Here is a 24,188-nt window from a genome sequence, read left to right as displayed (position 1 = left end):
GGGCTCCCCGCGGGGAGCCCCTTCTCATGTCGGCCGGGTGCCGGCCGGTGCCAGCCGGGTCAGCCTCCGAACTCCTGCAGACCCTTCAGCGCCTGGTCCAGCAGCGCCTGGCGGCCCTCCAGTTCCCTTTCGAGCTTGTCGGCCCTGGCGTTGTTGCCCTGGGACCGCGCCTGCTCGATCTGGGACCTGAGCTTGTCCACGGCGGCCTGGAGCTGGCCGGTCAGACCCTCGGCACGCGCGCGTGCCTCCGGGTTGGTCCGGCGCCACTCGGCCTCCTCGGCCTCCTGGATGGCCCGCTCGACCGAATGCATCCGGCCCTCGACCTTCGGGCGCGCGTCGCGCGGCACATGGCCGATGGCCTCCCAGCGCTCGTTGATCGAGCGGAACGCGGCACGCGCGGTCTTCAGGTCCGTGACCGGGAGGATCTTCTCGGCCTCCTCGGCCAGTTCCTCCTTGAGCTTCAGGTTCTCCGACTGCTCCGCGTCCCGCTCGGCGAAGACCGAGCTGCGGGCGGCGAAGAACACGTCCTGGGCGCCGCGGAAGCGGTTCCACAAGTCGTCCTCGTGCTCGCGCTGGGCACGGCCCGCGGCCTTCCACTCCGACATCAGCTCGCGGTAGCGCGCGGCCGTCGGACCCCAGTCCGTCGAACCCGACAGCGACTCGGCCTCGGCGACCAGCCGCTCCTTGGCCTTACGGGCCTCCTCGCGCTGCGCGTCCAGCGACGCGAAGTGTGCCTTGCGACGCTTGGAGAACGCCGACCGGGCGTGCGAGAAGCGGTGCCACAACTCGTCGTCCGACTTGCGGTCCAGCCGCGGCAGGCCCTTCCAGGTGTCCACCAGCGCCCGCAGCCGCTCACCGGCCGCCCGCCACTGGTCGGACTGCGCCAGCTGCTCCGCCTCGGTGACCAGCGCCTCCTTGGCCTTGCGGGCCTCGTCGGACTGCTTCGCGCGCTGCTGTTTGCGCTCCTCACGCCGCGCCTCGACGGTCTCCACGAGCTTGTCCAGCCGCTTCCGCAGCGCGTCCAGATCACCGACGGCATGATGCGCGTCGACCTGTTCGCGGATGTGGTCGATGGCGACCTGGGCGTCCTTCGCGGAGAGGTCGGTGGTCTTCACTCGCTTCTCGAGGAGGCCGATCTCGACAACCAGGCCCTCGTACTTGCGCTCGAAGTAGGCCAGTGCCTCCTCAGGGGAGCCGGCCTGCCAGGAACCGACGACCTGCTCGCCGTCGGCCGTACGCACGTACACGGTCCCCGTCTCGTCGACGCGGCCCCACGGGTCGCTGCTCACAGCGCCTCCTCCACATGATGCCTGCGTAGGGCTTCCGCACCCCCGGGCATCGTCCACAGTTTCGTCACGGCCAACATAGGCGACCGGCGGGTTGCCTGTCCGCATCCCGCGCGACCGAAATTCGGCAGTTGACAGTCAGGATTTCGTGACAGTCGCCTTGTTGATCACGACGGTCGCGTTGGGTGCCGTGTTGCCCGTATTGGGGTCCGCGGCCTGCGCTCCGGCATCCGCGATCTTCTTCAGGACGTCCATGCCCGCCTTGGACACCGTGCCGAACGGTGTGTAGTCGGCCGGCAGCTGACTGTCCTGGTAGACGAGGAAGAACTGGCTTCCTCCGGTGTTCCGACCTTCCTTCGTCTCCGGGTTGTACTGGTTGGCCATCGCGACCGTGCCCGCCGGGTACACCCCGCCCTCAAGGCTCTTGTCCTTGAGGTTCTCGTCCGGGATCGTGTAGCCGGGTCCGCCGGCGCCGGTGCCCTGCGGGTCGCCGCACTGCAGCACGAAGATGCCGCTGTCGGTGAGCCGGTGGCACTGGGTGTGGTCGAAGTAGCCCTTGCCCGCGAGGAAGTTGAAGGAGTTCACGGTGTGCGGCGCGGCCGAGGTCTTCAGGTCGATGTCTATCTCACCGCAGGTCGTGGCGAGCTTCATCGTGTACTTCGCCGACTCGTCGATGGTCATCGCCGGCTCTTTCTCCCAGGTCGTCGTCTTGACCGCGCCCTCGGCCGGCTTCTCGCACGGATCGGGAGCCTGGCTGGTCGGCGAGGCGCTGGGCGTGACGTCCGTGCTCGCGCTGGTCGTCTCGTCGTCATCGAGGGCCCCGGTCGCAGACAGCGCCAGGCCGCCGATGAGGATCACGCCGAGCGCGGACGCGATCGACGCGTTGCGCATACGCGCCTTGCGCCGTGCCTCGGTGCGCCGTTGCTGCTGCCGCAGGAACTTCTCCCGCGCGAGCTGACGCTTCCGCTGTTCTTGGCTGACCACCGGATCTCTCCTCATGCGTCTCGTACGTCGACCGGTTACGCGTGCGTCGTTCGTGCCGACCGCGTGCGTGTGCCCGTACCGTATATGGGTTTCCTGAGGAATCGGCAGCGCCGGTAGGCTCTGGCCGCAGGCGCAGCTCATTCGCAAGCCCACCCGTACCGACACAACGAAGGACGATCGTGCTCATTGCCGGGTTCCCCGCCGGGGCCTGGGGGACGAACTGTTATCTCGTCGCCCCCGCCGCCGGTGAGGAGTGCGTGATCATCGACCCGGGCCACGAAGCGGCCCCAGGAGTCGAGGAAGCACTGAAGAAGCATCGGCTCAAGCCCGTGGCGGTCGTCCTCACCCACGGCCACCTCGACCACGTGGCCTCGGTCGTCCCGGTGTGCGGCGCACACGACGTGCCGGCCTGGATCCACCCCGAGGACCGGTACATGATGAGCGACCCCGAGAAGGCGCTCGGACGCTCCATCGGGATGCCGTTGCTGGGCGAGCTGACCATCGGGGAGCCGGACGACGTCAAGGAGCTGACCGATGGCGCGCGGCTGGAGCTGGCGGGTCTGGAGCTCTCGGTCGCGCACGCGCCGGGCCATACCAAGGGGTCGGTGACCTTCCGGATGCCCGAGACCGCCGACATCCCGTCGGTCTTCTTCTCCGGGGATCTGCTGTTCGCCGGCTCCATCGGACGCACCGACCTGCCCGGCGGTGACATGGCCGAGATGCTCGACTCGCTGGCGCGTGTGTGCCTGCCGCTCGACGACTCGACCGTGGTGCTGTCCGGCCACGGCCCCCAGACGACCATCGGCCAGGAGCGCGCCACCAACCCGTATCTGCGGCAGGTGGCGGGAGTCCGCCAAGGACACGGTGAGGGTGCGAGCACCCCTCCCCGACGAGGAATGTGACGAGAGAGTTCCGTGAGCACCTTCAAGGCCCCCAAGGGCACGTACGACCTGATCCCGCCGGACAGCGCCAAGTACCTGGCCGTCCGCGAGGCTATCGCGGCCCCGCTGCGCAATTCCGGCTACGGCTACATCGAGACGCCCGGCTTCGAGAACGTCGAGCTGTTCGCGCGCGGTGTCGGGGAGTCCACCGACATCGTGACCAAGGAGATGTACGCCTTCGAGACCAAGGGCGGCGACCGGCTCGCCCTGCGCCCCGAGGGCACGGCCTCCGTGCTGCGCGCGGCGATCGAGGCCAACCTGCACAAGGCGGGCAACCTCCCGGTCAAGCTCTGGTATTCGGGCTCGTACTACCGCTACGAGCGCCCGCAGAAGGGCCGTTACCGGCACTTCTCCCAGGTGGGTGCCGAGGCGATCGGCGCGGAGGACCCGGCGCTGGACGCCGAGTTGATCATCCTGGCGGACCAGGCGTACCGCTCGCTGGGCCTGACCGACTTCCGCATCCTGCTCAACAGCCTGGGCGACAAGGAGTGCCGTCCGGTGTACCGCGCGGCCCTCCAGGACTTCCTGCGCGGTCTGGACCTCGACGAGGACACCCTGCGCCGGTCGGAGATCAACCCGCTGCGCGTCCTCGACGACAAGCGCGAGTCGGTCCAGAAGCAGTTGACGGGCGCCCCGCTCCTGCGTGACTACCTCTGCGACGCCTGTAAGGCGTACCACGAGGAGGTCCGCGAGTTGATCACCGCGGCGGGCGTCGCCTTCGAGGACGACCCCAAGCTGGTCCGCGGGCTGGACTACTACACCCGCACGACCTTCGAGTTCGTCCACGACGGCCTGGGCTCCCAGTCCGCGGTGGGCGGCGGCGGTCGTTACGACGGCCTCTCCGAGATGATCGGCGGTCCCGCGCTGCCGTCCGTCGGCTGGGCCCTGGGCGTCGACCGCACGGTCCTCGCCCTGGAGGCGGAGGGCATCGAACTCGAACTCCCCGCGTCCACCAGCGTGTTCGCCGTCCCGCTGGGCGAAGAGGCCCGCCGCGTCCTCTTCGCCAAGGTCACCGATCTGCGCAAGGCGGGCATCGCCGCCGACTTCTCCTACGGTGCCAAGGGCCTCAAGGGCGCCATGAAGAACGCCAACCGCAGCGGCGCCCGCTACACCGTCGTCGCCGGCGAACGCGACCTCGCCGAGGGCGTCGTCCAGCTCAAGGACATGGATTCGGGCGAGCAGACGGCAATCGGCGTGAACGAGATCGTGGCCGAGCTGGAGGCGCGGCTGGGCTGAGGCGAGTGGGGTGCGGCCCAGTTTTCCGCCCCCGCCGCCCCTACCCGTCCCATCCCCCAGGGGGCTCCGCCCCCGGGACCCCCGCTCCTGAAACGCCGGACGGGCTGATTGTCGGCCCGTCCGGGTTCCCGTGGTGCGCTCTCCCGGCGCGCTTACGGGCCGTTGGCCAGTGCCTCCCGGCAGGAGCGCGGGGCGACCACGTCGGGACCGGCGGGCAGTGCCCGGTCAGCCGGAGATAGACGTCCTCCAGGGTGGGGCAGCTCACCCGAAGCCCCGGGATCTCGCCGTCGAAGTGGTGGTGCGTGGTCGCCGGGCCGCCGGATCGAACGCCCGCCCGACAGTGCCTTGATCCGGCTGCCCGCCTTGGACTCCAGACCCACCAGGCCGATGACCTCCTCGGGGTCCCGGGCCCTCGGGTAGTAGCGTGCGAAGTGCCGTACGGTCTCGCGGACCGTCAACTCGGCGGGCGCCGATTCGTCCTGCCGGACGATCCCGACACGCGAGCGCCACGCGCGCGTGCCCCTCGCCGGATCCGCCCCGAGCCACCGGGACCTCGCCCACGTCTTGGGTGCGACTGCCCTGGGGGATTTCCACCGTGGTGCTCTTGCCCGCCCGTCGGGCCCCAGCAGGCCGAAACCTCGCCCTGACGCATGAATGCCCAGGCCGATGCCGTCTACGGCGGTCACGTCCCCGTACTGCTCGCGCAGCCCCCGTACGTCCACCGCGAGTCCGTTCGCGTGTGTGGTCATGAGGATGAGTCCCGTCCGGAAGCGAACGGTGCGGGACGACCGTGCGTACCTCCCTGTGTCCACCGAACGATGGATACGCGCGCGTGCGGCACAATGTCCCTGCCGGAAGAAGCTCCACATCTCACGTGACGGAATCGGCGAAATGAGCAAGACGACAGTGACCGACGTCTCCACCGACCACGAGCCGGACCGCGTCGCCCCGTCGCGGCGCGCGGAGGGCGGCAGCCGTGCCCTCGCCCTGCTGCTGGTGATCACCGGTGCGGCCGGACTGCTCGCCGCGTGGGTCATCACGATCGACAAGTTCAAGCTGCTTGAGGCCAAGGCCGAGGGCAAGACCTTCACGCCCGCTTGCAGCCTGAACCCCGTCGTCTCCTGCGGCAGCGTCATGGAGAGCGACCAGGCCTCGGCCTTCGGGTTCCCCAACCCGATGCTCGGCCTCGTCGCCTACGGCATCGTCATCTGCGTCGGTATGAGCCTGCTCGCCGGCGCCCGCTTCCCGCGCTGGTACTGGCTCACCTTCAACGCCGGCACGCTCTTCGGCGTCGGCTTCTGCGCCTGGCTGACATTCCAGTCCCTGTACCGGATCAACGCGCTGTGCCTGTGGTGCTGCCTGGCCTGGGTCGCGACGATCGTCATGTTCTGGTACGTGACCTCGTTCAACATCCGCAAGGGCTTCCTGCCCGCGCCGAGCTGGCTCAAGGGCTTCTTCGGCGAGTTCACCTGGGTCCTGCCGGTCATGCACATCGGCATCATCGGCATGCTGATCCTGACCCGCTGGTGGGACTTCTGGACCAGCTGACGCCGGACCGGACTGTCAGTGCGGTGAATTAGGGTTTTCAGCGTGGAGCCCGACCTGTTCACCGCCGCAGCAGAAGAACGCCAGGAGAAGGACCCGTCCAGCAGCCCCCTGGCGGTACGGATGCGCCCGCGCACCCTCGACGAGGTCGTGGGCCAGCAGCACCTGCTGAAACCGGGCTCACCCCTGCGCAGACTGGTCGGCGAGGGCGCCTCCGGCCCCGCCGGACCCTCGTCGGTGATCCTCTGGGGCCCGCCCGGCACCGGCAAGACGACCCTGGCGTATGTCGTGTCGAAGGCCACCAACAAGCGTTTCGTGGAGCTTTCGGCGATCACCGCGGGCGTCAAGGAGGTCCGCGCGGTCATCGACGGCGCCCGACGTGCCACCGGCGGCTTCGGCAAGGAGACCGTCCTCTTCCTCGACGAGATCCACCGCTTCAGCAAGGCCCAGCAGGACTCCCTGCTGCCGGCCGTCGAGAACCGCTGGGTGACCCTGATCGCGGCGACGACGGAGAACCCGTACTTCTCCGTGATCTCGCCCCTGCTCTCCCGCTCCCTTCTCCTCACCCTCGAACCCCTCACGGACGACGACATCAGGAGCCTCATCGAGCGGGCGCTGTCCGACGAGCGAGGCCTCAAGGGCGCCGTCACCCTCCCCGAGGACACCGAGGCCCACCTCCTGCGCATCGCCGGCGGCGACGCCCGCCGCGCCCTCACCGCCCTGGAGGCATCCGCCGGAGCCGCGCTGGACAAGGGCGAGACGGAGATCGGCCTCGCCACCCTGGAGGAGACGGTCGACCGGGCGGCGGTGAAGTACGACCGCGACGGCGACCAGCACTACGACGTGGCCAGCGCCCTCATCAAGTCCATCCGCGGCTCCGACGTCGACGCGGCCCTGCACTACCTCGCCCGGATGATCGAGGCCGGGGAGGACCCCCGCTTCATCGCCCGCCGCCTGATGATCTCCGCCAGCGAGGACATCGGCCTGGCCGATCCGAACGCGCTGCCCATAGCCGTCGCCGCCGCCCAGGCCGTCGCCATGATCGGCTTCCCCGAGGCCGCCCTCACGCTCAGCCACGCCACCATCGCCCTGGCCCTCGCCCCCAAGTCCAACGCCGCGACGACCGCCATCGGCGCCGCCCTGGACGACGTACGCAAGGGACTGGCGGGTCCCGTCCCACCGCATCTGCGCGACGGGCACTACAAGGGCGCGGCCAAGCTCGGCCACGCGCAGGGGTATGTGTATCCGCACGACCTGGCCGAGGGCATCGCCGAGCAGCAGTACGCCCCGGACGCCCTCCAGGACCGGGAGTACTACACACCGACGCGGCACGGCGCCGAGGCGCGGTACGCGGACGCGGTCGATTGGACCCGCAAGCACCTCGGGCGTAAGCGGTCCTGAGCACCCTGTAGACTTCCTCGAAGTGCTGTGTCCTGTGCAGTCAGAACAGGACGGTCAGCCGGAGACCCGGTCCTCGCGGATCGGCTCCAGGAGCGTCGCGCACCGTCGATCAGGTGTCGCGGGCAGCCCACCACCACTCGTCGTCAGGACGGGACCGGCCGGTGGGCCACTCGCGTGCTGCACATATGTGCCCAGACCAGGGGAGCGGCTGCCCGGCAGGTCCATGTGCCTGTGGGGTTTCCCCGGCTGCGGATGCGACCTCCCTCAACCCTGACGAGCCGGCAAACAGGAAAGAAGAAGCAGTGGCGAACCAGTCCCGCCCCAAGGTCAAGAAGTCGCGTGCCCTCGGCATCGCGCTGACCCCGAAGGCCGTCAAGTACTTCGAGGCCCGTCCCTACCCCCCGGGTGAGCACGGCCGTGGCCGCAAGCAGAACTCGGACTACAAGGTCCGTCTGCTGGAGAAGCAGCGTCTGCGTGCGCAGTACGACGTGTCCGAGCGCCAGCTCGTCCGCGCCTACGAGCGTGCCTCCAAGGTTCAGGGCAAGACCGGTGAGGCCCTGATCATCGAGCTGGAGCGTCGTCTCGACGCGCTGGTCCTCCGTTCGGGCATCGCCCGCACGATCTACCAGGCCCGCCAGATGGTCGTCCACGGCCACATCGAGGTCAACGGCCAGAAGGTCGACAAGCCGTCCTTCCGCGTCAAGCCCGACGACGTCGTGATGGTCCGTGAGCGCAGCCGTGAGAAGACCCTCTTCTCCATCGCCCGTGAGGGCGGCTTCGCCCCCGAGGGTGAGACCCCGCGCTACCTCCAGGTGAACCTCAAGGCCCTGGCGTTCCGCCTGGACCGCGAGCCGAACCGCAAGGAGATCCCGGTGATCTGCGACGAGCAGCTCGTCGTCGAGTACTACGCCCGCTGATCACCAGCAGGCCGTAGCACCTCAGCCCGCCGTCTCCCCGCCCTCCGGGTGGGCGAGGCGGCGGGCTGCGCATGTCTGCGGCGCCCGTCCGAGCGCGGGACCAGGCGGCGCCGGCATCGCCGGCATCGCCGGCATCGCCGGCAGATTCCGGTCGGCGGACCGCTGAAGCGCCCGGTGTCCACCGCCGCCTCGGCCGCCGAGATCCTCCCGGTCCATGCCGCCTCCGGTCGCCGAGATCCTCCCGGTCCATGCCGCCTCCGGTCGCCGAGATCCTCCCGGGCACCGCCTCGCATGCTTCCGACTCCGCCGGCTCCTGTCACGGTGACCGGCCGCCCGGCATCGGGCAGCCCGGCCAGAGCGCCGAGTTCAGCGGCACGGCTCAAGTCATGTGCGCACGGGCCGTAATCCGGTACGGAGGGGCATGCCCGGCGCGATAGGCTCGGCCCACGACTTTTTCGATGTAGAGGCACGTTTCAGGGAGCGGGTGCACACAGTGTCCGGTGGAGAGGTGGCCGGGATCCTGGTGGCCGTCTTCTGGGCGATCCTGGTCTCCTTCCTCGCCGTCGCACTGGTGAGGCTGGCCCAGACGCTCAAGGCGACCACCAAACTCGTCGCGGACGTGACCGACCAGGCCGTCCCGCTCCTGGCAGACGCCTCCGCGGCGGTGCGTTCCGCGCAGACCCAGATCGACCGGGTCGATTCGATCGCGTCGGACGTCCAGGAGGTCACGTCGAACGCGTCCGCGCTCTCGACGACCGTCGCCTCCACCTTCGGCGGCCCCCTGGTCAAGGTCGCGGCCTTCGGTTACGGCGTGCGCCGGGCCATCGGCGGCCGCAAGGACGACGTGCCCGCGAAGGCGCCCCGGCGTACCGTGATCGTGGGCCGCACCGTCCCGGCCGCACGGCGGGCGAAGCGGAAGAAGGACTGAGCGAAGCGATGTTCCGCCGTACGTTCTGGTTCACCACGGGCGTCGCCGCCGGTGTCTGGGCCACCACCAAGGTCAACCGCAGGCTGAAGCAGCTGACCCCCGAGAACCTCGCCGCGACCGCGGCCGACAAGGCGCTCGAAGCCGGTCACCGGCTCAAGGACCGCGCGGTGGGCTTCGCCCTCGACGTCCGCGACGGCATGGCCCAGCGGGAGGCCGAGCTGGGGGAGGCGCTGGGGATCAACGAGAACCCCGAACTCCCCGCACCCCGGCGCTTCGCCGCCATCGAGAACCGCAACAACCCGAAGTCCGTCGACAGCGACAGGACGACGTACTCGTACAACCGGAATGAGGACCACTGATGGAGTCGGCCGAGATCCGCCGCCGCTGGTTGAGCTTCTTCGAGGAGCGCGGTCACACCGTCGTCCCTTCGGCGTCGCTCATCGCGGACGACCCGACTCTGCTTCTCGTCCCGGCCGGCATGGTGCCCTTCAAGCCCTACTTCCTGGGCGAGGTCAAGCCGCCCTACGCCCGCGCCACCAGCGTGCAGAAATGCGTGCGCACGCCGGACATCGAAGAGGTCGGCAAGACCACCCGGCACGGCACGTTCTTCCAGATGTGCGGCAACTTCTCCTTCGGCGACTACTTCAAGGAAGGCGCCGTCAAGTACGCCTGGGAGCTGCTCACCAGCCCCCAGGACAAGGGCGGTTACGGCCTCGACCCCGATCGCCTGTGGATCACCGTCTACCTGGAGGACGACGAGGCCGAGCGCATCTGGCGCGACGTCGTCGGCGTCCCGGCCGAACGCATCCAGCGCCTGGGCAAGAAGGACAACTACTGGTCCATGGGCGTCCCCGGCCCCTGCGGCCCGTGTTCCGAGATCAACTACGACCGCGGCCCCGAGTTCGGCGTCGAGGGCGGCCCCGCCGTCAACGACGAGCGGTACGTGGAGATCTGGAACCTCGTCTTCATGCAGTACGAGCGTGGCGAGGGCACCGGCAAGGAGGACTTCGAGATCCTCGGCGACCTGCCGAGCAAGAACATCGACACGGGCCTCGGCCTGGAGCGCCTCGCCATGATTCTGCAGGGCGTGCAGAACATGTACGAGATCGACACCTCCATGGCCGTCATCAAGAAGGCCACCGAGCTGACCGGCGTGCACTACGGCGCCGCGCACGAGTCGGACGTGTCGCTGCGCGTCGTCACGGACCACATGCGGACGTCCGTGATGCTCATCGGCGACGGCGTCACCCCCGGCAACGAGGGCCGCGGCTATGTGCTGCGCCGCATCATGCGCCGCGCCATCCGCAACATGCGCCTCCTCGGCGCCACCGGCCCGGTCGTCAAGGACCTGATCGACACGGTCATCGGGATGATGGGCCAGCAGTACCCCGAGCTGATCACCGACCGCGAGCGCATCGAGAAGGTCGCCCTCGCCGAGGAGAACGCCTTCCTCAAGACACTGAAGGCCGGCACCAACATCCTCGACACCGCCGTCACCGACACCAAGGCCGCCGGCGGCACGGTCCTCGCCGGCGACAAGGCCTTCCTGCTCCACGACACCTGGGGCTTCCCGATCGACCTCACCCTGGAGATGGCCGCCGAGCAGGGCCTGACCGTGGACGAGGACGGCTTCCGCCGCCTGATGAAGGAGCAGCGGGAGCGCGCCAAGGCCGACGCCCAGGCCAAGAAGACCGGCCACGCCGGCGTGGGCGCCTACCGCCAGATCGCCGACACCGCGGGCGAGACCGAGTTCATCGGCTACACCGACACCGAGGGCGAGTCCACGATCGTCGGCATCCTCGTCGACGGCCTGTCCTCCCCGGCCGCCACCGAGGGCGACGAGGTCGAGATCGTCCTCGACCGCACGCCGTTCTACGCCGAGGGCGGCGGCCAGATCGGTGACACCGGCCGCATCAAGGCCGACACCGGCGCCGTCATCGAGATCCGCGACTGCCAGAAGCCGGTCCCGGGTGTGTACGTGCACAAGGGCGTCGTCCAGGTCGGCGAGGTCACCGTCGGCGCCAAGGCCCACGCCTCCATCGACGACCGGCGCCGCAAGGCCATCGCCCGCGCCCACTCGGCCACGCACCTCACGCACCAGGCCCTGCGCGACGCCCTCGGCCCGACGGCCGCCCAGGCCGGTTCCGAGAACCAGCCGGGCCGCTTCCGCTTCGACTTCGGTTCCCCGTCCGCCGTTCCCACGGCCGTGATGACCGACGTCGAGCAGAAGATCAACGAAGTGCTCGCCCGCGACCTCGACGTGCGCGCCGATGTCATGGGCATCGACGACGCCAAGAAGCAGGGCGCCATCGCCGAGTTCGGCGAGAAGTACGGCGAGCGGGTCCGCGTCGTGACCATCGGCGACTTCTCCAAGGAGCTGTGCGGCGGAACGCATGTGCACAACACCGCCCAGCTGGGCCTGGTGAAGCTGCTCGGCGAGTCGTCGATCGGCTCGGGCGTGCGCCGTATCGAGGCTCTGGTCGGTGTGGACGCCTACAACTTCCTCGCCCGTGAGCACACGGTCGTCGCCCAGCTCCAGGAGCTGATCAAGGGCCGCCCGGAGGAGCTCCCGGAGAAGGTCTCCACCATGCTCGGCAGGCTGAAGGACGCCGAGAAGGAGATCGAGAAGTTCCGCGCCGAGAAGGTCCTCCAGGCCGCCGCCGGTCTCGTCGAGTCCGCGCAGGACGTCCGCGGTATCGCCCTGGTGACGGGCCGGGTTCCGGACGGCACGACCGCCGACGACCTGCGCAAGCTGGTCCTCGACGTGCGCGGCCGTATCCAGGGCGGACGGGCCGCCGTGGTCGCCCTGTTCACCGCGGCGGGCGGCAAGCCGCTGACGGTCATCGCCACCAACGAGGCCGCCCGCGAGCGCGGTCTGAAGGCCGGCGATCTGGTCCGCACGGCCGCCAAGACCCTCGGCGGCGGCGGTGGCGGCAAGCCGGACGTCGCCCAGGGCGGCGGCCAGAACCCGGCCGCCATCGGCGAGGCCGTCGACGCGGTCGAGCGCCTCGTGGCGGAAACGGCCAAGTGAGCGGAGCCGGACACGTCATGCGCCGCGGCCGTCGCCTCGCGATCGACGTCGGGGATGCCCGTATCGGGGTCGCCTCGTGCGACCCCGATGGGATCCTCGCCACACCGGTGGAGACGGTCCCGGGACGTGACATCCCGGCCGCCCACCGCCGGCTGAGGCAACTCGTCGAGGAGTACGAGCCGATCGAGGTCGTCGTCGGTCTCCCTCGCTCCCTCAAGGGGGGCGAGGGCCCGGCCGCGGTCAAGGTCCGCGCCTTCGCCCAGGAGCTGGCCAGAGGCATCGCGCCGGTATCCGTCAGACTCGTGGACGAACGCATGACCACGGTGACGGCCGGTCAGGGACTGCGTGCCTCGGGCGTGAATTCGAAGAAGGGCCGGTCCGTCATCGACCAGGCAGCCGCTGTGATCATCTTGCAGCAGGCGCTCGAATCCGAACGGGTGTCAGGTAAAGCCCCCGGCGAGGGCGTCGAAGTGGTCATCTGATCGCGATACGGTAACGTTCCGCGCGATGCGGCGGTGTTCGAACAGCTGCCGCACAAAGAGAGGCGGGACGGAAGCCGAGCCGAAAGCCGCGCGACCGCCGCCTCGCGGCTCTAGGGGATCGATGACTGAGTATGGCCGGGGCCAAGGCTCCGAACCGTGGCATCCGGAGGACCCGTTGTTCGGGGACGGCGGATGGGAAGGGCAGCAGCAGGCCCACGCGGGCCAGCAGCCTGCCTACGGCGGCCAGCCGCAGCACTACCCGCAGCAGCCGCAGTACGGCGACTGGGGCACCGGCGAGCAGTCCGGGTACGGCCAGTCGCAGCAGTACCAGCAGCAGTACGACCCGCAGCAGTACGGCGGCCAGGGACATCAGCAGTACGACGAGAACGGCTGGCCCACCGGCACGCACGCGCAGGCCCCGTACCCCGACCCGGCCGACCCGTACGGCCAGCAGACCGTGGGCTACGACGGGCAGCAGCCCGACTACTACGGCACGCCCGACGCCTACCCGCCGCCCGAGCCGCCGAGCCGACGGAGCGAGGAGCCGGAGCAGCGGACCGACTGGGACCCCGGCCCCGACCAGGGCGAGCACGCCTTCTTCGCGGGCGGCGACGATGACGACGACTCCGACGAGCCGGGGGACGACAGCGGGCGCGGCGACCGGCGGGGCAGGGGCGGCAAGCCCAAGAAGCGCCGCAGCGGCTGCGCCTGCCTGGTGGTCGTCCTTGTCTTCGGCGGCGGCCTGTCCGGTGTCGGGTACTACGGCTACCAGTTCTACCAGGATCGTTTCGGCGCGGCGCCGGACTTCGCGGGCGACGGCACGAACGAGACGGTGACCGTCACCATCCCCAAGGGAGCCGGCGGATACGCCATCGGTCAGGAGCTGAAGAAACAGGGCGTCGTCAAGAGCGTCGACGCGTTCGTGGCCGCCCAGTCGCAGAATCCCGACGGCAAGACGATCCAGGCCGGCGTGTACGTCATGAAGAAGGAGATGTCCGCCGCCAGCGCCGTCGAGATGATGCTCGACCCCAGCAGCCAGAACAACCTGATCATCGCCGAGGGCTCGCGGAACACGGCGGTCTACCAGGAGATCGACAAGCGACTGGAGCTGTCGAAGGGCACCACGGCCAAGGCCGCGAAGGAGAACTACAAGGACCTCGGGCTGCCGGACTGGGCGTTGAACCACCCGAACCTGAAGGACCCGCTGGAAGGGTTCCTCTACCCCTCCAGCTACGCGGTCAGCAAGGGGCAGAAGCCGGAGGCCGTCCTGAAGGAGATGGTCGCCCGGGCCAATGAGAAGTACGAAGAGCTCGGTCTGGAGACGAAGGCCAAGAGCCTGGGTCTCGACGGCCCCTGGCAGCTGCTCACCGTGGCGAGCCTGGCGCAGGCCGAGGGCACGAGCCATGACGACTTCCGCAAGATGGCCGAGGTCGTCTACAACCGCCTTGAGCCCGGGAACCCCGAGACCTACGGCTCTCTGGAGTTCGACTCCACGTACAACTACATCAAGAATCAGAGCAAGATCGATCTGTCGATCGCCGAGCTGAGGCAGTACGACAATCCGTACAACACGTACTACGTCAAGGGGCTGCCGCCCGGCCCCATCGACAACCCCGGCGAGGAAGCGCTCAGGGGTGCGCTCAACCCGACGGACGACGGCTGGTACTACTTCATCTCGCTGGACGGCAAGACCAGCAAGTTCACCAAGACGCTCGCGGAGCACGAGGAACTGGTCGAGGAGTTCAACGCGTCGAGGAGCGGAGACTGAGACCGCGCACACGAGCGGCCACTTCAGGATCATTGTTCGATCGGTTCAAGGACAGGTTCAATGACACCTCGGGCAACTGACGCCCGCCGGGCCGCCGTGCTCGGTTCGCCCATCGCCCACTCCCTGTCCCCGGTGCTGCATCGCGCGGCCTATGCGGCACTGGGGCTGACCGGCTGGTCGTACGACCGGTTCGAGGTCGACGAGTCGACGCTGCCCGGGTTCCTCAAGGGGCTCGGGCCGGAGTGGGTGGGGCTGTCGCTGACCATGCCGCTCAAGCGGGCGGTCATTCCGCTGCTCGACGAGATCAGCGAGACGGCCGCCTCGGTCGAGGCGGTCAACACGGTCGTGTTCACCGAGGACGGCCGCAGTGTCGGCGACAACACCGACATCCCCGGCATGGTCGGCGCCCTGCGTGAGCGCGGGATCGAGCAGGTCGACTCCGCCGCGATCCTGGGCGCCGGCGCGACCGCTTCCTCCGCGCTGGCCGCGCTGGCCCGGATCTGCACCGGCGAGGTCGTCGCCTACGTCCGCAGCGAGGGGCGTGCCGCCGAGATGCGGCAGTGGGGCGAGCGGCTCGGCATCGAGATGCGTACGCGGGACTGGGCGGACGCCGCCGAGGCGCTGCGCCGCCCCCTGGTCATCGCCACCACCCCGGCCGGTACGACCGACGCCCTCGCCTCCGCCGTACCGGAACGGCCCGCCACCCTGTTCGACGTCCTCTACGATCCGTGGCCGACCGCACTCGCGGCGCGCTGGTCGGCGTACGGCGGGGCCGTCGTCAGCGGGCTCGACCTGCTGCTGCACCAGGCGGTGCTCCAGGTGGAGCAGATGACGGGGCGGGCTCCCGCGCCGCTGGAGGCCATGCGAAAAGCGGGCGAACGCATGCTCGACGCCCGCTGAGGCCCTTCCGGAATTTCGCTACCCGTGCACGGGGCGGCGGCGCAGTACGGGCAGGGGCGCGGCGCGGACTGCCTGGGGGCGTATGCCCCGTGGCAGGGGCTCCGCGTGATGTGTTCCCGGCCGCGTCCCGTCCGTCTGATGGACCAGCGGCCTGATCGGCGCCCCGGACGTGGGAGGATCGGAGGTGGCGGGCCAGGGCCGCGCACCTGGTCACGCCGTTGCCGTAGGCGAGGACGCGCGTACGCAGGGCAGTACCAGGGCGCGAGCATTGAGGAGCACCGTTGAGCAGGTTGCGCTGGCTGACCGCGGGGGAGTCGCACGGCCCCGCACTCGTCGCGACGCTGGAGGGCCTTCCCGCCGGCGTGCCGATCACCACGGAGATGGTGGCGGATCACCTGGCGCGACGGCGGCTGGGCTATGGGCGCGGTGCCCGGATGAAGTTCGAGCAGGACGAGGTCACCTTCCTCGGCGGTGTCCGGCACGGCCTGACCCTCGGCTCCCCGGTCGCGATCATGGTGGGGAACACCGAGTGGCCGAAGTGGGAGCAGGTGATGGCGGCCGATCCGGTCGACCCCGAGATCCTGGCCGGTCTGGCACGCAACGCCCCGCTGACCCGGCCGCGGCCCGGCCACGCCGACCTGGCGGGCATGCAGAAGTACGGCTTCGACGAGGCCCGGCCGATCCTGGAGCGCGCCTCCGCCCGTGAGACGGCGGCCCGGGTGGCGCTGGGCGCGGTGGCCCGGTCGTATCTGAAGGAGACGGCCGGGATCGAGATCGTCAGCCATGTCGTGGAGCTGTGCTCGGTGAAGGCGCCGCAGGGGGTGTACCCCACACCGGCCGACGTGGAGCGGCTGGACGAGGATCCGCTGCGCTGCCTGGATGCGGACGCGTCGAAGGCGATGGTCGCGGAGGTGGACCAGGCCCACAAGGACGGCGACACCCTCGGTGGCGTGGTCGAGATCCTGGCGTACGGCGTCCCGGTGGGGCTGGGCTCGCATGTGCACTGGGACCGCAAGCTGGATGCCCGTCTGGCGGGTGCGCTGATGGGTATCCAGGCGATCAAGGGTGTGGAACTCGGTGACGGCTTCGAACTGGCGCGGGTGCCGGGGTCGAAGGCGCACGACGAGATCGTGAGCACGCCGGAGGGGATCCGGCGGGTGTCGGGTCGTTCCGGCGGTACCGAGGGCGGCCTGACGACGGGGGAGCTGTTGCGGGTGCGGGCGGCGATGAAGCCGATCGCGACGGTGCCGCGGGCGTTGCAGACGGTGGACGTGACGACGGGCGAGGCCACGCAGGCCCATCACCAGCGCTCGGACGTCTCCGCCGTTCCCGCGGCGGGAATCGTCGCCGAGGCGATGGTGGCCCTGGTGCTGGCGGACGCGGTGGCGGAGAAGTTCGGCGGCGACAACGTGGCCGAGACCCGCCGCAACGTGCGGTCCTACCTCCACAACCTGGCGATCCGGTGAGCGCGGTGCCTGCGGTTGTCCTGGTCGGGCCGATGGGCGTCGGCAAGTCCACCGTCGGGCAGCTGCTCGCCGCGCGGCTCGGCGTCGGCTACCGGGACACGGACGACGACATCGTGGCCGCCGAGGGCCGGGCCATCGCGGAGATCTTCGTTGACGAGGGCGAACCGGTCTTCCGCGGCATCGAGAAGCGGGCGGTGCAGCGCGCGCTGGCCGAGCACGACGGCGTCCTCGCCCTGGGTGGCGGAGCGGTCCTGGACCCCGGCACCCGTGAGCTGCTGTCCCGGCATCGGGTCGTCTACCTCTCGATGGACGTCGAGGAGGCGGTCAAGCGCACCGGCCTGAACGCGGCCCGTCCGCTGCTCGCCATCAACCCGCGCAAGCAGTGGCGCGAGCTGATGGAGGCGCGTCGGCACCTCTACGCCGAGGTGGCCGCGGCGGTCGTGGCGACTGATGGCCGTACGCCCGAAGAAGTCACCCAAGCCGTCCTGGACGCACTGGAGTTGAAGACCGCATCTCCCGGGGGACAATCCCCGGGCCCCCGGCCGGAGGACGTCATGACTAGCCAGGTCACAAGAATTCAGGTCGGCGGCACGGCGGGCAGCGATCCTTACGAGGTCCTGGTGGGCCGTCAACTCCTCGGTGAACTCGGCGGGTTGATCGGCGACAGGGTCAAGCGGGTCGCCGTCATCCATCCCGAAGCGCTCGCGGAGACCGGCGAGGCGGTGCGCGCCGACCTCGCCGAGCAGGGCTACGAGGCCGTCGCCATCCAGGTGCCGAACGCGGAGGAGGCCAAGACCGCCGAGGTCGCCGCGTACTGCTGGAAGGCGCTCGGCCAGTCCGGGTTCACCCGCTCCGACCTCATCGTCGGCGTCGGCGGCGGCGCGACCACCGACCTGGCGGGTTTCGTCGCGGCGACCTGGCTGCGCGGGGTCCGCTGGATCGCCGTGCCGACCACGGTGCTGGGCATGGTGGACGCGGCCGTCGGCGGCAAGACGGGCATCAACACCGCCGAGGGCAAGAACCTCGTCGGCGCCTTCCACCCACCCGCCGGGGTCCTGTGCGACCTGGCAGCACTGGACTCCCTCCCGGTCAACGACTACGTCTCCGGGCTCGCCGAGATCATCAAGGCCGGCTTCATCGCCGACCCGGTGATCCTGGAGCTCATCGAGGCCGATCCCGAGGCGGCGCGCACGCCTGCGGGGCCGCACACCGCCGAGCTCATCGAGCGCTCCATCAAGGTCAAGGCCGAGGTCGTCTCCTCCGACCTGAAGGAGTCGGGCCTGCGGGAGATCCTCAACTACGGCCATACGCTGGCGCACGCCATCGAGAAGAACGAGCGCTACAAGTGGCGGCACGGCGCCGCGGTGGCGGTGGGTATGCACTTCGCCGCCGAACTGGGCCGGCTGGCGGGCCGTTTGGACGACGTGACGGCGGACCGCCACCGCACCGTCCTGGAATCGGTCGGCCTCCCGCTGCACTACCGCCACGACCAGTGGCCCAAGTTGCTGGAGACCATGAAGGTCGACAAGAAGTCCCGCGGTGACGTGCTCCGCTTCATCGTCCTGGACGGACTGGCCAAGCCGACCGTCCTGGAGGGACCGGACCCGGCCGTCCTGCTCGCCGCGTACGGCGAAGTGGGGGAGTAAGTCCCGCCGGGCGTCGTACGCCCGGTTTGCCTTGTGGACATGGGAACTTCGGACCGACCCGGCCGTTCACCAAACGGCGGCCGGGGACGGTACCGTTCGGTAGGGAGTGGGGTCAGCGCCCCGCTGCCAGCGCCAATTGCCTGTACGAGATGGAGTGGCACCGGATGCAGCACGCAGTGGGTTCTCCGCTGCCGCCGCCCCACCAGCCGGGGCACGGACCGGCCACCGGCTGGTCACCGGCCGCACACCACCCGGCCCCCCACCAAGGGCCCGCCCCGGTGCCCCCGCCACCCCCCGCCGGGGGTTCGGCGCCCGTGTCTCCGCCGCCGTCTGCTCCAGGTTCGGCCTCAGTGTCTTCGCCGTCTCCCGCTGGGGGTTCGGCGTCTGTGCCTTCGCCGTCTCCCGCTGGGGGTTCGGCGTCTGTGCCTTCGCCGTCTCCCGCTGGGGGTTCGGCGTCTGTGCCTTCGCCGTCTCCCGCTGGGGGTTCGGCGTCTGTGCCTCCGCCGTCTCCCGCTGGGGGTTCGGCGCCCGTGCCTCCGCCGTCTCCTGTTCCAGGCTCGGCCCCGGTATCCCCGCCGCCTCCCGCCCAGGGCTCGGCGCCCATGCCCCCGCCGCCTCCCGCACCCGGCTTCACCGCGCCGCGTCCGCCGCACCACACCGCCCCGCAGCACACGTCGGGCCCACCCGCGCCCGACACCACGGGCCATGTGCCGTTGCCGCCCGGCGGCCCGGTCGCGGTGCCCGCCGCACCGCCTGCCGCTGCCGCCCCCGATCCCACGAACACCACCCTCGCGGTGCTGCTCATCGGCCCGGCGGGCGCCGGCAAGACCAGTGTCGCCAAGTACTGGGCGGACCACCGACGGGTCCCGACAGCCCACATCAGCCTCGACGACGTACGCGAGTGGGTCCGCTCGGGCTTCGCCGACCCGCAGTCCGGGTGGAACGACCACTCGGAGGCCCAGTACCGCCTGGCCCGCCGCACCTGCGGCTTCGCCGCCCGCAACTTCCTCGCCAACGGCATCTCCTGCATCCTCGACGACGCCGTCTTCCCCGACCGCCCCGTCGTCGGCCTCGGCGGCTGGAAGCGCCATGTCGGCCCCGGCCTTCTCCCCGTCGTCCTCCTCCCCGGCCTCGACATCGTCCTGGAACGCAACGCCGAACGCACAGGCAACCGCCGCCTCACCGACGAAGAGGTCGCCCGCATCCACGGCCGCATGGCGGGCTGGTACGGCTCCGGCCTCCCCATCATCGACAACTCCCAGATGGACGTCCCCCAGACGGCCCGCGTCCTCGACGACGTGCTGGCGCGTTCCATTGCCAGCCCGCCCCAGTGGTAGTGGACCTGTAGGGGCGCGGGGAACTGCGTGACGGGTTCCTGCCGAACCCGTGCCCGGCAGGCGACCGTAGTGGCTCCTTGTCCTGCGAGCGGTTCTTCTCTGAGGGGCACTGTCCGGGCGGCCCGTGTCTGGGTGAGGTGCTGGCGCGTTCCATTGGCGGCCCGCCCGAGTGGTAGTGGACCTGTGGGGGCGCGGGGAACTGTGCGACGAGCCTCCGCCGAACCCGCGCCCGGCAGGCAAGCCCAGTGGCACTTCCTGCTCCGAACGGCTCTCTCTCAACCGGCACAAACCGGACGAGGCTCCTACGCTCGTGTCATGTCAGAGGTGTACGAGGCCCGCCGGGCTCGGTTGAGGGAACGCTGCAGCGCCGGCGGCAGCCAAGCCGCGCTGGTGTCCCGCCCTGCCAACGTCCGCTACCTGGCGGGCGCCGCCCCGCATGAGGCCGTCCTGCTGCTCGGCAAGACCGAGGACATGCTGGTGTGCGTGAGCCCGCCGGAGAGCCGGCCGACGGAGGGCCGGCCCGACGAGGCGCTCCGCATCCAGGCGCTGCCCGGAAGCGGTGGCGATCCATCGGTCGCGGCAGCCGGCCTTGCCGCGGCCCAAGGGGCTGACGCGCTCGCCGTCGAAGAGCACCACCTCACCGTGACCCGTCACCGGGCAATCCGCTCCGTCGTACCCCGCCTGCGCCTCACGGACCTCGGCGGAGCCGTGGAGCAGCTCAGGGTCGTGAAGGACGAGGAGGAGATCTCCTGCCTCCGCATCGGCGCCGAGATCGCCGACCAGGCCCTCGGTGAACTCCTGGAGTCCATCCTCGTCGGCCGCACCGAACGCCACCTCGCCCTCGAACTGGAGCGCCGGCTCGTCGACCACGGCGCCGACGGCCCCGCCTTCGCCACCTCCGTCGCCACCGGCCCGAACTCCGGCCGCCGGGCCCACCGGCCGACGGACCGCCGGGTGGAAGAGGGCGACTTCCTCTCCGTGTGCCTGGGCGCGACGTACCGCGGATATCGCTGCGAGATCGGCCGTACCTTCGTGATCGGCACCTCCCCCGCGGACTGGCAGATCGAGCTGTACGACCTCGTCTTCGCCGCTCAGCGCGCCGGAAGGGAGTCCCTCGCACCCGGTGCCGCCTACCGGGACGTGGACCGCGCCGCACGCCAGGTGCTGGACTCCGCGGGCTGTACGGAGGGCCTCGCCCCACTCACCGGCCACGGCGTCGGGCTCGAAATCGACGAGGACCCGCAGCTGGCCCCCGCAGCCATGGGTAAACTGGACGCTTGCGTGCCGGTCACCGTCGAACCCGGGGTCCACCTCCCGGGCCGGGGCGGCGTCCGGATCGATGACACGCTCGTCGTACGCCCCGAGGCGGACGGCGGACCCGAGCTACTCACCATCACGACCAAGGAGCTGCTCGCGCTCTAGCGATCGAGCTGTGCGCCTGCCCCGGGGTCGTCCACGTCAGTCCAGGAGATTCCGCAACCGTGGCTTCCACGAACGACCTCAAGAACGGCCTGGTGCTCAAGCTCGAAGGCGGCCAGCTCTGGTCCGTCGTCGAGTTCCAGCATGTCAAGCCCGGCAAGGGCCCGGCCTTCGTGCGCACCAAGCTGAAGAACGTGCTCTCCGGCAAGGTCGTCGACAAGACGTTCAACGCCGGCGTCAAGGTCGAGACGGCCACAGTCGACAAGCGCGACATGCAGTTCTCGTACATGGACGGCGAGTACTTCGTCTTCATGGACATGGAGACCTACGACCAGCTCATGGTCGACCGCAAGGCCGTCGGCGACGCAGCCAACTTCCTCATCGAGGGCTTCACGGCCACCGTCGCGCAGCACGAGGGCGAGGTGCTCTTCGTCGAGCTGCCGGCCGCCGTCGAGCTCGTCGTCCAGGAGACCGAGCCGGGCCTGCAGGGCGACCGCTCCACCGGCGGTACCAAGCCCGCCACCCTGGAGACCGGTCACCAGATCAACGTCCCGCTCTTCATCACCACCGGTGAGAAGATCAAGGTCGACACCCGCACGAGCGACTACCTCGGCCGGGTGAACAGCTAACCGTGGCTGCCCGCAACACGGCCCGCAAGCGCGCCTTCCAGATCCTCTTCGAGGGCGACCAGCGCGGCGCGGACGTCCTCACGGTCCTCGCGGACTGGATCCGGCTCTCCCGGACCGACACCCGGCAGCCGCCGGTGAGCGAGTACACGATGCAGCTGGTCGAGGGCTATGCGCAGCGCGCGAAGCGGATCGACGAGCTGATCGCGCAGTACTCGGTCGGCTGGACGCTCGACCGGATGCCGGTCGTGGACCGCAACATCCTGCGCCTCGGTGCGTACGAGCTGATCTGGGTCGACGCCACCCCGGACGCCGTCGTGCTCGACGAGATGGTGCAACTGGCGAAGGAGTTCTCCACGGACGAGTCGCCCTCGTTCGTCAACGGCCTGCTCGGCCGTCTGAAGGATCTCAAGCCGTCGCTGCGCCGGGATGACGAGGCATAAGGCGACAGACGAGGCAGGATGCGCCGGAGGGCCCGCAGCGAGACCGGACGCTGTTGGTTAATTCGGGCCCGTGCGTGACGTCGGCTCCCAAGACCCGGTTGTGGTCTTGGGAGCCGACGTTGTCGTATGGGGTGGGTGTCGATGTCTATGCAGCCGAGCGGGCCGGGCGAGATTCCGGTGGAGACGGTGCGGGTGGCGCGGGCCGCGTTCCCGAAGGGGAGCCTGGCGATCCGCGTCCGGGACGAGCTGGGACCGTTGTTCACCGACGAGGAGTTCGCGGATCTCTTCCCTGCGCGGGGGAAGCCTGCCTGGTCACCGGGGCGGCTGGCGTTGGTGCTGGTGTTGCAGTTCGTCGAGGGTCTCACCGACCGGCAGGCCGCCGAGGCGGTGCGGGCGAGGATCGACTTCAAGTACGCCCTCGCGCTGGAACTGACTGATCCGGGCTTCGACTTCTCGGTGTTGTCGGAGTTCCGCGACCGCCTCATCGAGGCGGAGGCGGGCAGGCGGGTGCTGGACGGCATCCTGGCCGCGGCCCGGGAGAAAGGACTGCTGAAGACGGCAGGCCGGGCCAGGACCGACTCCACGCATGTTCAGTCCGCGGCACGGGAGCTGTGCTGGCTGGAGATGGTGGCGGAGACGCTCCGTTCGGCGTTGAACACGCTCGCGCAGGCTGCCCCCGACTGGCTGGTGGAGGTTGCCGAACCAGAGTGGTTCAGGCATTACGCCACCCGGGCCGAGGACTCCCGGTTCCCCAAGGGCCAGGTCGGACGGGAGGAGGTCGGCAGGCGGATCGGGGCTGACGGGATGCGACTGCTTGAGGCCGTCTTCTCGCCCCGGGCGCCGGCCGGGCTGCGGGAGCTGGAGCCGGTCCAGATTCTGCGGCAGATGTGGGTTCAGCACTTCCACCTGACCGGGGGCGAGGTGCGGCGGCGGGACCCAAAAGACCGCCCGCCGGGCGCGACGCGCCTGGTCACGCCCTATGACCCCGAGGCGAGGGGCAGCAAGAAACGCGACATCCTGTGGGACGGATACAAGGCCCATCTCACCGAGACCTGCGAGCCGGACACCCCGAACCTGATCACAAACGTGGCCACCACCGACGCCACCGTCCCGGACAGCGTGATGGCCGGCCCGATCCACGCCTCCCTCGCCGAACGGGACTGCCTGCCCGGCGAACACTGGGTCGATGCCGGCTACCCCAACGCCGCCCAGGTCGTGGCCGCCCGCAGCGAACACGGCATCGCTCTGCACGGCCCGATGGCGGCCAACACCACGGCCCAGAAGGACGGCCCCTACGGACAGGACGCCTTCACCATCGACTGGGACAAACAGCAGGTGACCTGCCCGGACGGTATTACCAGCACGCAGTGGCACCACCGGCACTCGCAGCACGGCCAACCCGTCATCCGGGTTCGTTTCAACCCGGCCGACTGCCGCACCTGCACCCACCTGCGTGACTGCGTCAGCTCACCGAAGGCCGAACGCCGGGAGATCACCCTGCGCCACCGCGCCGAACATGAAGCCGTCCAGGCCGCCCGGACCGAGCAGCAGACCGACGTGTGGAAGGAACGCTACAAGATCCGTGCCGGGGTCGAGGGCACCATTTCTCAAGGCCTCCAGCGCTGCGGCCTGCGCAGATCCCGCTACCGGGGCCTGGCAAAGACCAGTCTCCAGCACCAGCTCACAGGCGCCGCCATCAACCTCACCCGCATCGACGCCCACCTCACCGGCACACCACGAGCCCGCACCCGCACCAGCCACTTCGCAGCACTTCGCCCCGCCGACCAAGTCGACGGGGCGAAGCAACAGGGCCCGAATTAACCAACAGCGTC

Annotated in this window: 20 protein-coding genes and 1 pseudogene; 18 read left to right on the top strand and 3 right to left on the bottom strand. The window is 70.0% G+C overall.

All coding sequences use genetic code 11. The features are described from left to right. Positions 1-59: 59 nt before the first annotated feature. Together GFH49_RS08215 and GFH49_RS08210 are read right to left on the bottom strand one after the other, a co-directional pair. Entirely contained in the window at positions 60-1,289 is a 1,230-nt protein-coding gene (locus GFH49_RS08215) for a DUF349 domain-containing protein (protein ID WP_155055131.1), read from the bottom strand. Between the two features lie 135 nt (positions 1,290-1,424). Further along, positions 1,425-2,270 carry a peptidylprolyl isomerase gene (locus GFH49_RS08210; protein ID WP_155055130.1) on the bottom strand — a complete coding sequence of 282 codons (846 nt, stop codon included), beginning with the start codon at positions 2,268-2,270 and terminating at the stop codon, positions 1,425-1,427. Between the two features lie 179 nt (positions 2,271-2,449). Between GFH49_RS08210 and GFH49_RS08205 the strand changes: the two genes are divergently transcribed. After that, the gene (locus GFH49_RS08205) at positions 2,450-3,172 is read left to right on the top strand and encodes an MBL fold metallo-hydrolase (RefSeq protein WP_155055129.1); all 723 of its coding nucleotides are present in this window, start codon (positions 2,450-2,452) and stop codon (positions 3,170-3,172) included. A gap of 12 nt (positions 3,173-3,184) precedes the next feature. Continuing rightward, positions 3,185-4,447, top strand: a complete 1,263-nt coding sequence (gene hisS / locus GFH49_RS08200; RefSeq protein ID WP_155055128.1) for a histidine--tRNA ligase — start codon at positions 3,185-3,187, stop codon at positions 4,445-4,447. 317 nt (positions 4,448-4,764) lie between these two features. On the opposite strand, the pseudogene GFH49_RS41415 reads toward hisS, so the two are convergent. Further along, positions 4,765-5,196 (bottom strand): annotated as a pseudogene (locus tag GFH49_RS41415) (ATP-binding cassette domain-containing protein); the annotation flags it as partial. A gap of 142 nt (positions 5,197-5,338) precedes the next feature. Between GFH49_RS41415 and GFH49_RS08190 the strand changes: the two are divergent. The 16 genes from GFH49_RS08190 (at position 5,339) to GFH49_RS08115 (ending at position 24,177) form a co-directional block, all read left to right on the top strand. Further along, complete coding sequence (locus tag GFH49_RS08190; RefSeq protein ID WP_155055127.1) at positions 5,339-5,995, top strand: vitamin K epoxide reductase family protein; 657 nt, start codon at positions 5,339-5,341, stop codon at positions 5,993-5,995. Positions 5,996-6,037: 42 nt separating this feature from the next. Next, a complete protein-coding gene (locus GFH49_RS08185; protein WP_155055126.1) occupies positions 6,038-7,393 on the top strand; it encodes a replication-associated recombination protein A in 1,356 nt (451 codons plus the stop codon). A gap of 302 nt (positions 7,394-7,695) precedes the next feature. Further along, positions 7,696-8,310: a 30S ribosomal protein S4 gene (gene rpsD / locus GFH49_RS08180; protein ID WP_062674288.1), complete on the top strand. Its 615-nt coding sequence runs from the start codon at positions 7,696-7,698 to the stop codon at positions 8,308-8,310. A 484-nt stretch (positions 8,311-8,794) separates the two neighbouring features. Next, complete coding sequence (locus tag GFH49_RS08175; protein ID WP_155055125.1) at positions 8,795-9,238, top strand: DUF948 domain-containing protein; 444 nt, start codon at positions 8,795-8,797, stop codon at positions 9,236-9,238. A gap of 8 nt (positions 9,239-9,246) precedes the next feature. After that, positions 9,247-9,597 carry a hypothetical protein gene (locus GFH49_RS08170; RefSeq protein WP_155055124.1) on the top strand — a complete coding sequence of 117 codons (351 nt, stop codon included), beginning with the start codon at positions 9,247-9,249 and terminating at the stop codon, positions 9,595-9,597. Continuing rightward, positions 9,597-12,269 carry an alanine--tRNA ligase gene (gene alaS, locus GFH49_RS08165; protein WP_155055123.1) on the top strand — a complete coding sequence of 891 codons (2,673 nt, stop codon included), beginning with the start codon at positions 9,597-9,599 and terminating at the stop codon, positions 12,267-12,269. Before GFH49_RS08170 ends, alaS begins: the two co-directional genes overlap by 1 nt. Before the next feature lie 17 nt (positions 12,270-12,286). Then, entirely contained in the window at positions 12,287-12,751 is a 465-nt protein-coding gene (ruvX, locus tag GFH49_RS08160; protein WP_155055122.1) for a Holliday junction resolvase RuvX, read from the top strand. A gap of 121 nt (positions 12,752-12,872) precedes the next feature. Next, complete coding sequence (gene mltG / locus GFH49_RS08155) at positions 12,873-14,519, top strand: endolytic transglycosylase MltG (RefSeq protein ID WP_155055121.1); 1,647 nt, start codon at positions 12,873-12,875, stop codon at positions 14,517-14,519. Between the two features lie 60 nt (positions 14,520-14,579). Continuing rightward, on the top strand, positions 14,580-15,419 hold the full coding sequence (locus tag GFH49_RS08150) for a shikimate dehydrogenase (protein ID WP_155055120.1): 840 nt from the start codon (positions 14,580-14,582) through the stop codon (positions 15,417-15,419). A gap of 281 nt (positions 15,420-15,700) precedes the next feature. Further along, positions 15,701-16,885, top strand: a complete 1,185-nt coding sequence (aroC, locus tag GFH49_RS08145; protein ID WP_155055119.1) for a chorismate synthase — start codon at positions 15,701-15,703, stop codon at positions 16,883-16,885. Positions 16,886-16,917: 32 nt separating this feature from the next. Further along, the gene (aroB, locus tag GFH49_RS08140; protein WP_155055140.1) at positions 16,918-18,531 is read left to right on the top strand and encodes a 3-dehydroquinate synthase; all 1,614 of its coding nucleotides are present in this window, start codon (positions 16,918-16,920) and stop codon (positions 18,529-18,531) included. 494 nt (positions 18,532-19,025) lie between these two features. Next, the gene (locus GFH49_RS08135) at positions 19,026-19,868 is read left to right on the top strand and encodes an AAA family ATPase (protein ID WP_408055888.1); all 843 of its coding nucleotides are present in this window, start codon (positions 19,026-19,028) and stop codon (positions 19,866-19,868) included. 315 nt (positions 19,869-20,183) lie between these two features. Beyond that, positions 20,184-21,290 carry a M24 family metallopeptidase gene (locus tag GFH49_RS08130; protein WP_155055117.1) on the top strand — a complete coding sequence of 369 codons (1,107 nt, stop codon included), beginning with the start codon at positions 20,184-20,186 and terminating at the stop codon, positions 21,288-21,290. Between the two features lie 59 nt (positions 21,291-21,349). Beyond that, positions 21,350-21,916, top strand: a complete 567-nt coding sequence (efp, locus tag GFH49_RS08125) for an elongation factor P (protein ID WP_020128856.1) — start codon at positions 21,350-21,352, stop codon at positions 21,914-21,916. A 2-nt stretch (positions 21,917-21,918) separates the two neighbouring features. Next, positions 21,919-22,356, top strand: coding sequence for a transcription antitermination factor NusB (nusB, locus tag GFH49_RS08120; RefSeq protein ID WP_155055116.1), 438 nt, complete (start codon positions 21,919-21,921; stop codon positions 22,354-22,356). 141 nt (positions 22,357-22,497) lie between these two features. After that, complete coding sequence (locus tag GFH49_RS08115; RefSeq protein WP_155054089.1) at positions 22,498-24,177, top strand: IS1182 family transposase; 1,680 nt, start codon at positions 22,498-22,500, stop codon at positions 24,175-24,177. Positions 24,178-24,188 lie beyond the last annotated feature (11 nt).

The sequence above is a fragment of the Streptomyces blattellae genome (genome assembly GCF_009709555.1).
GTDB lineage: Bacteria > Actinomycetota > Actinomycetes > Streptomycetales > Streptomycetaceae > Streptomyces > Streptomyces blattellae.
Note: the sequence above shows the minus strand (reverse complement) of the source record. Positions and strands in the feature narration are given on the sequence as shown.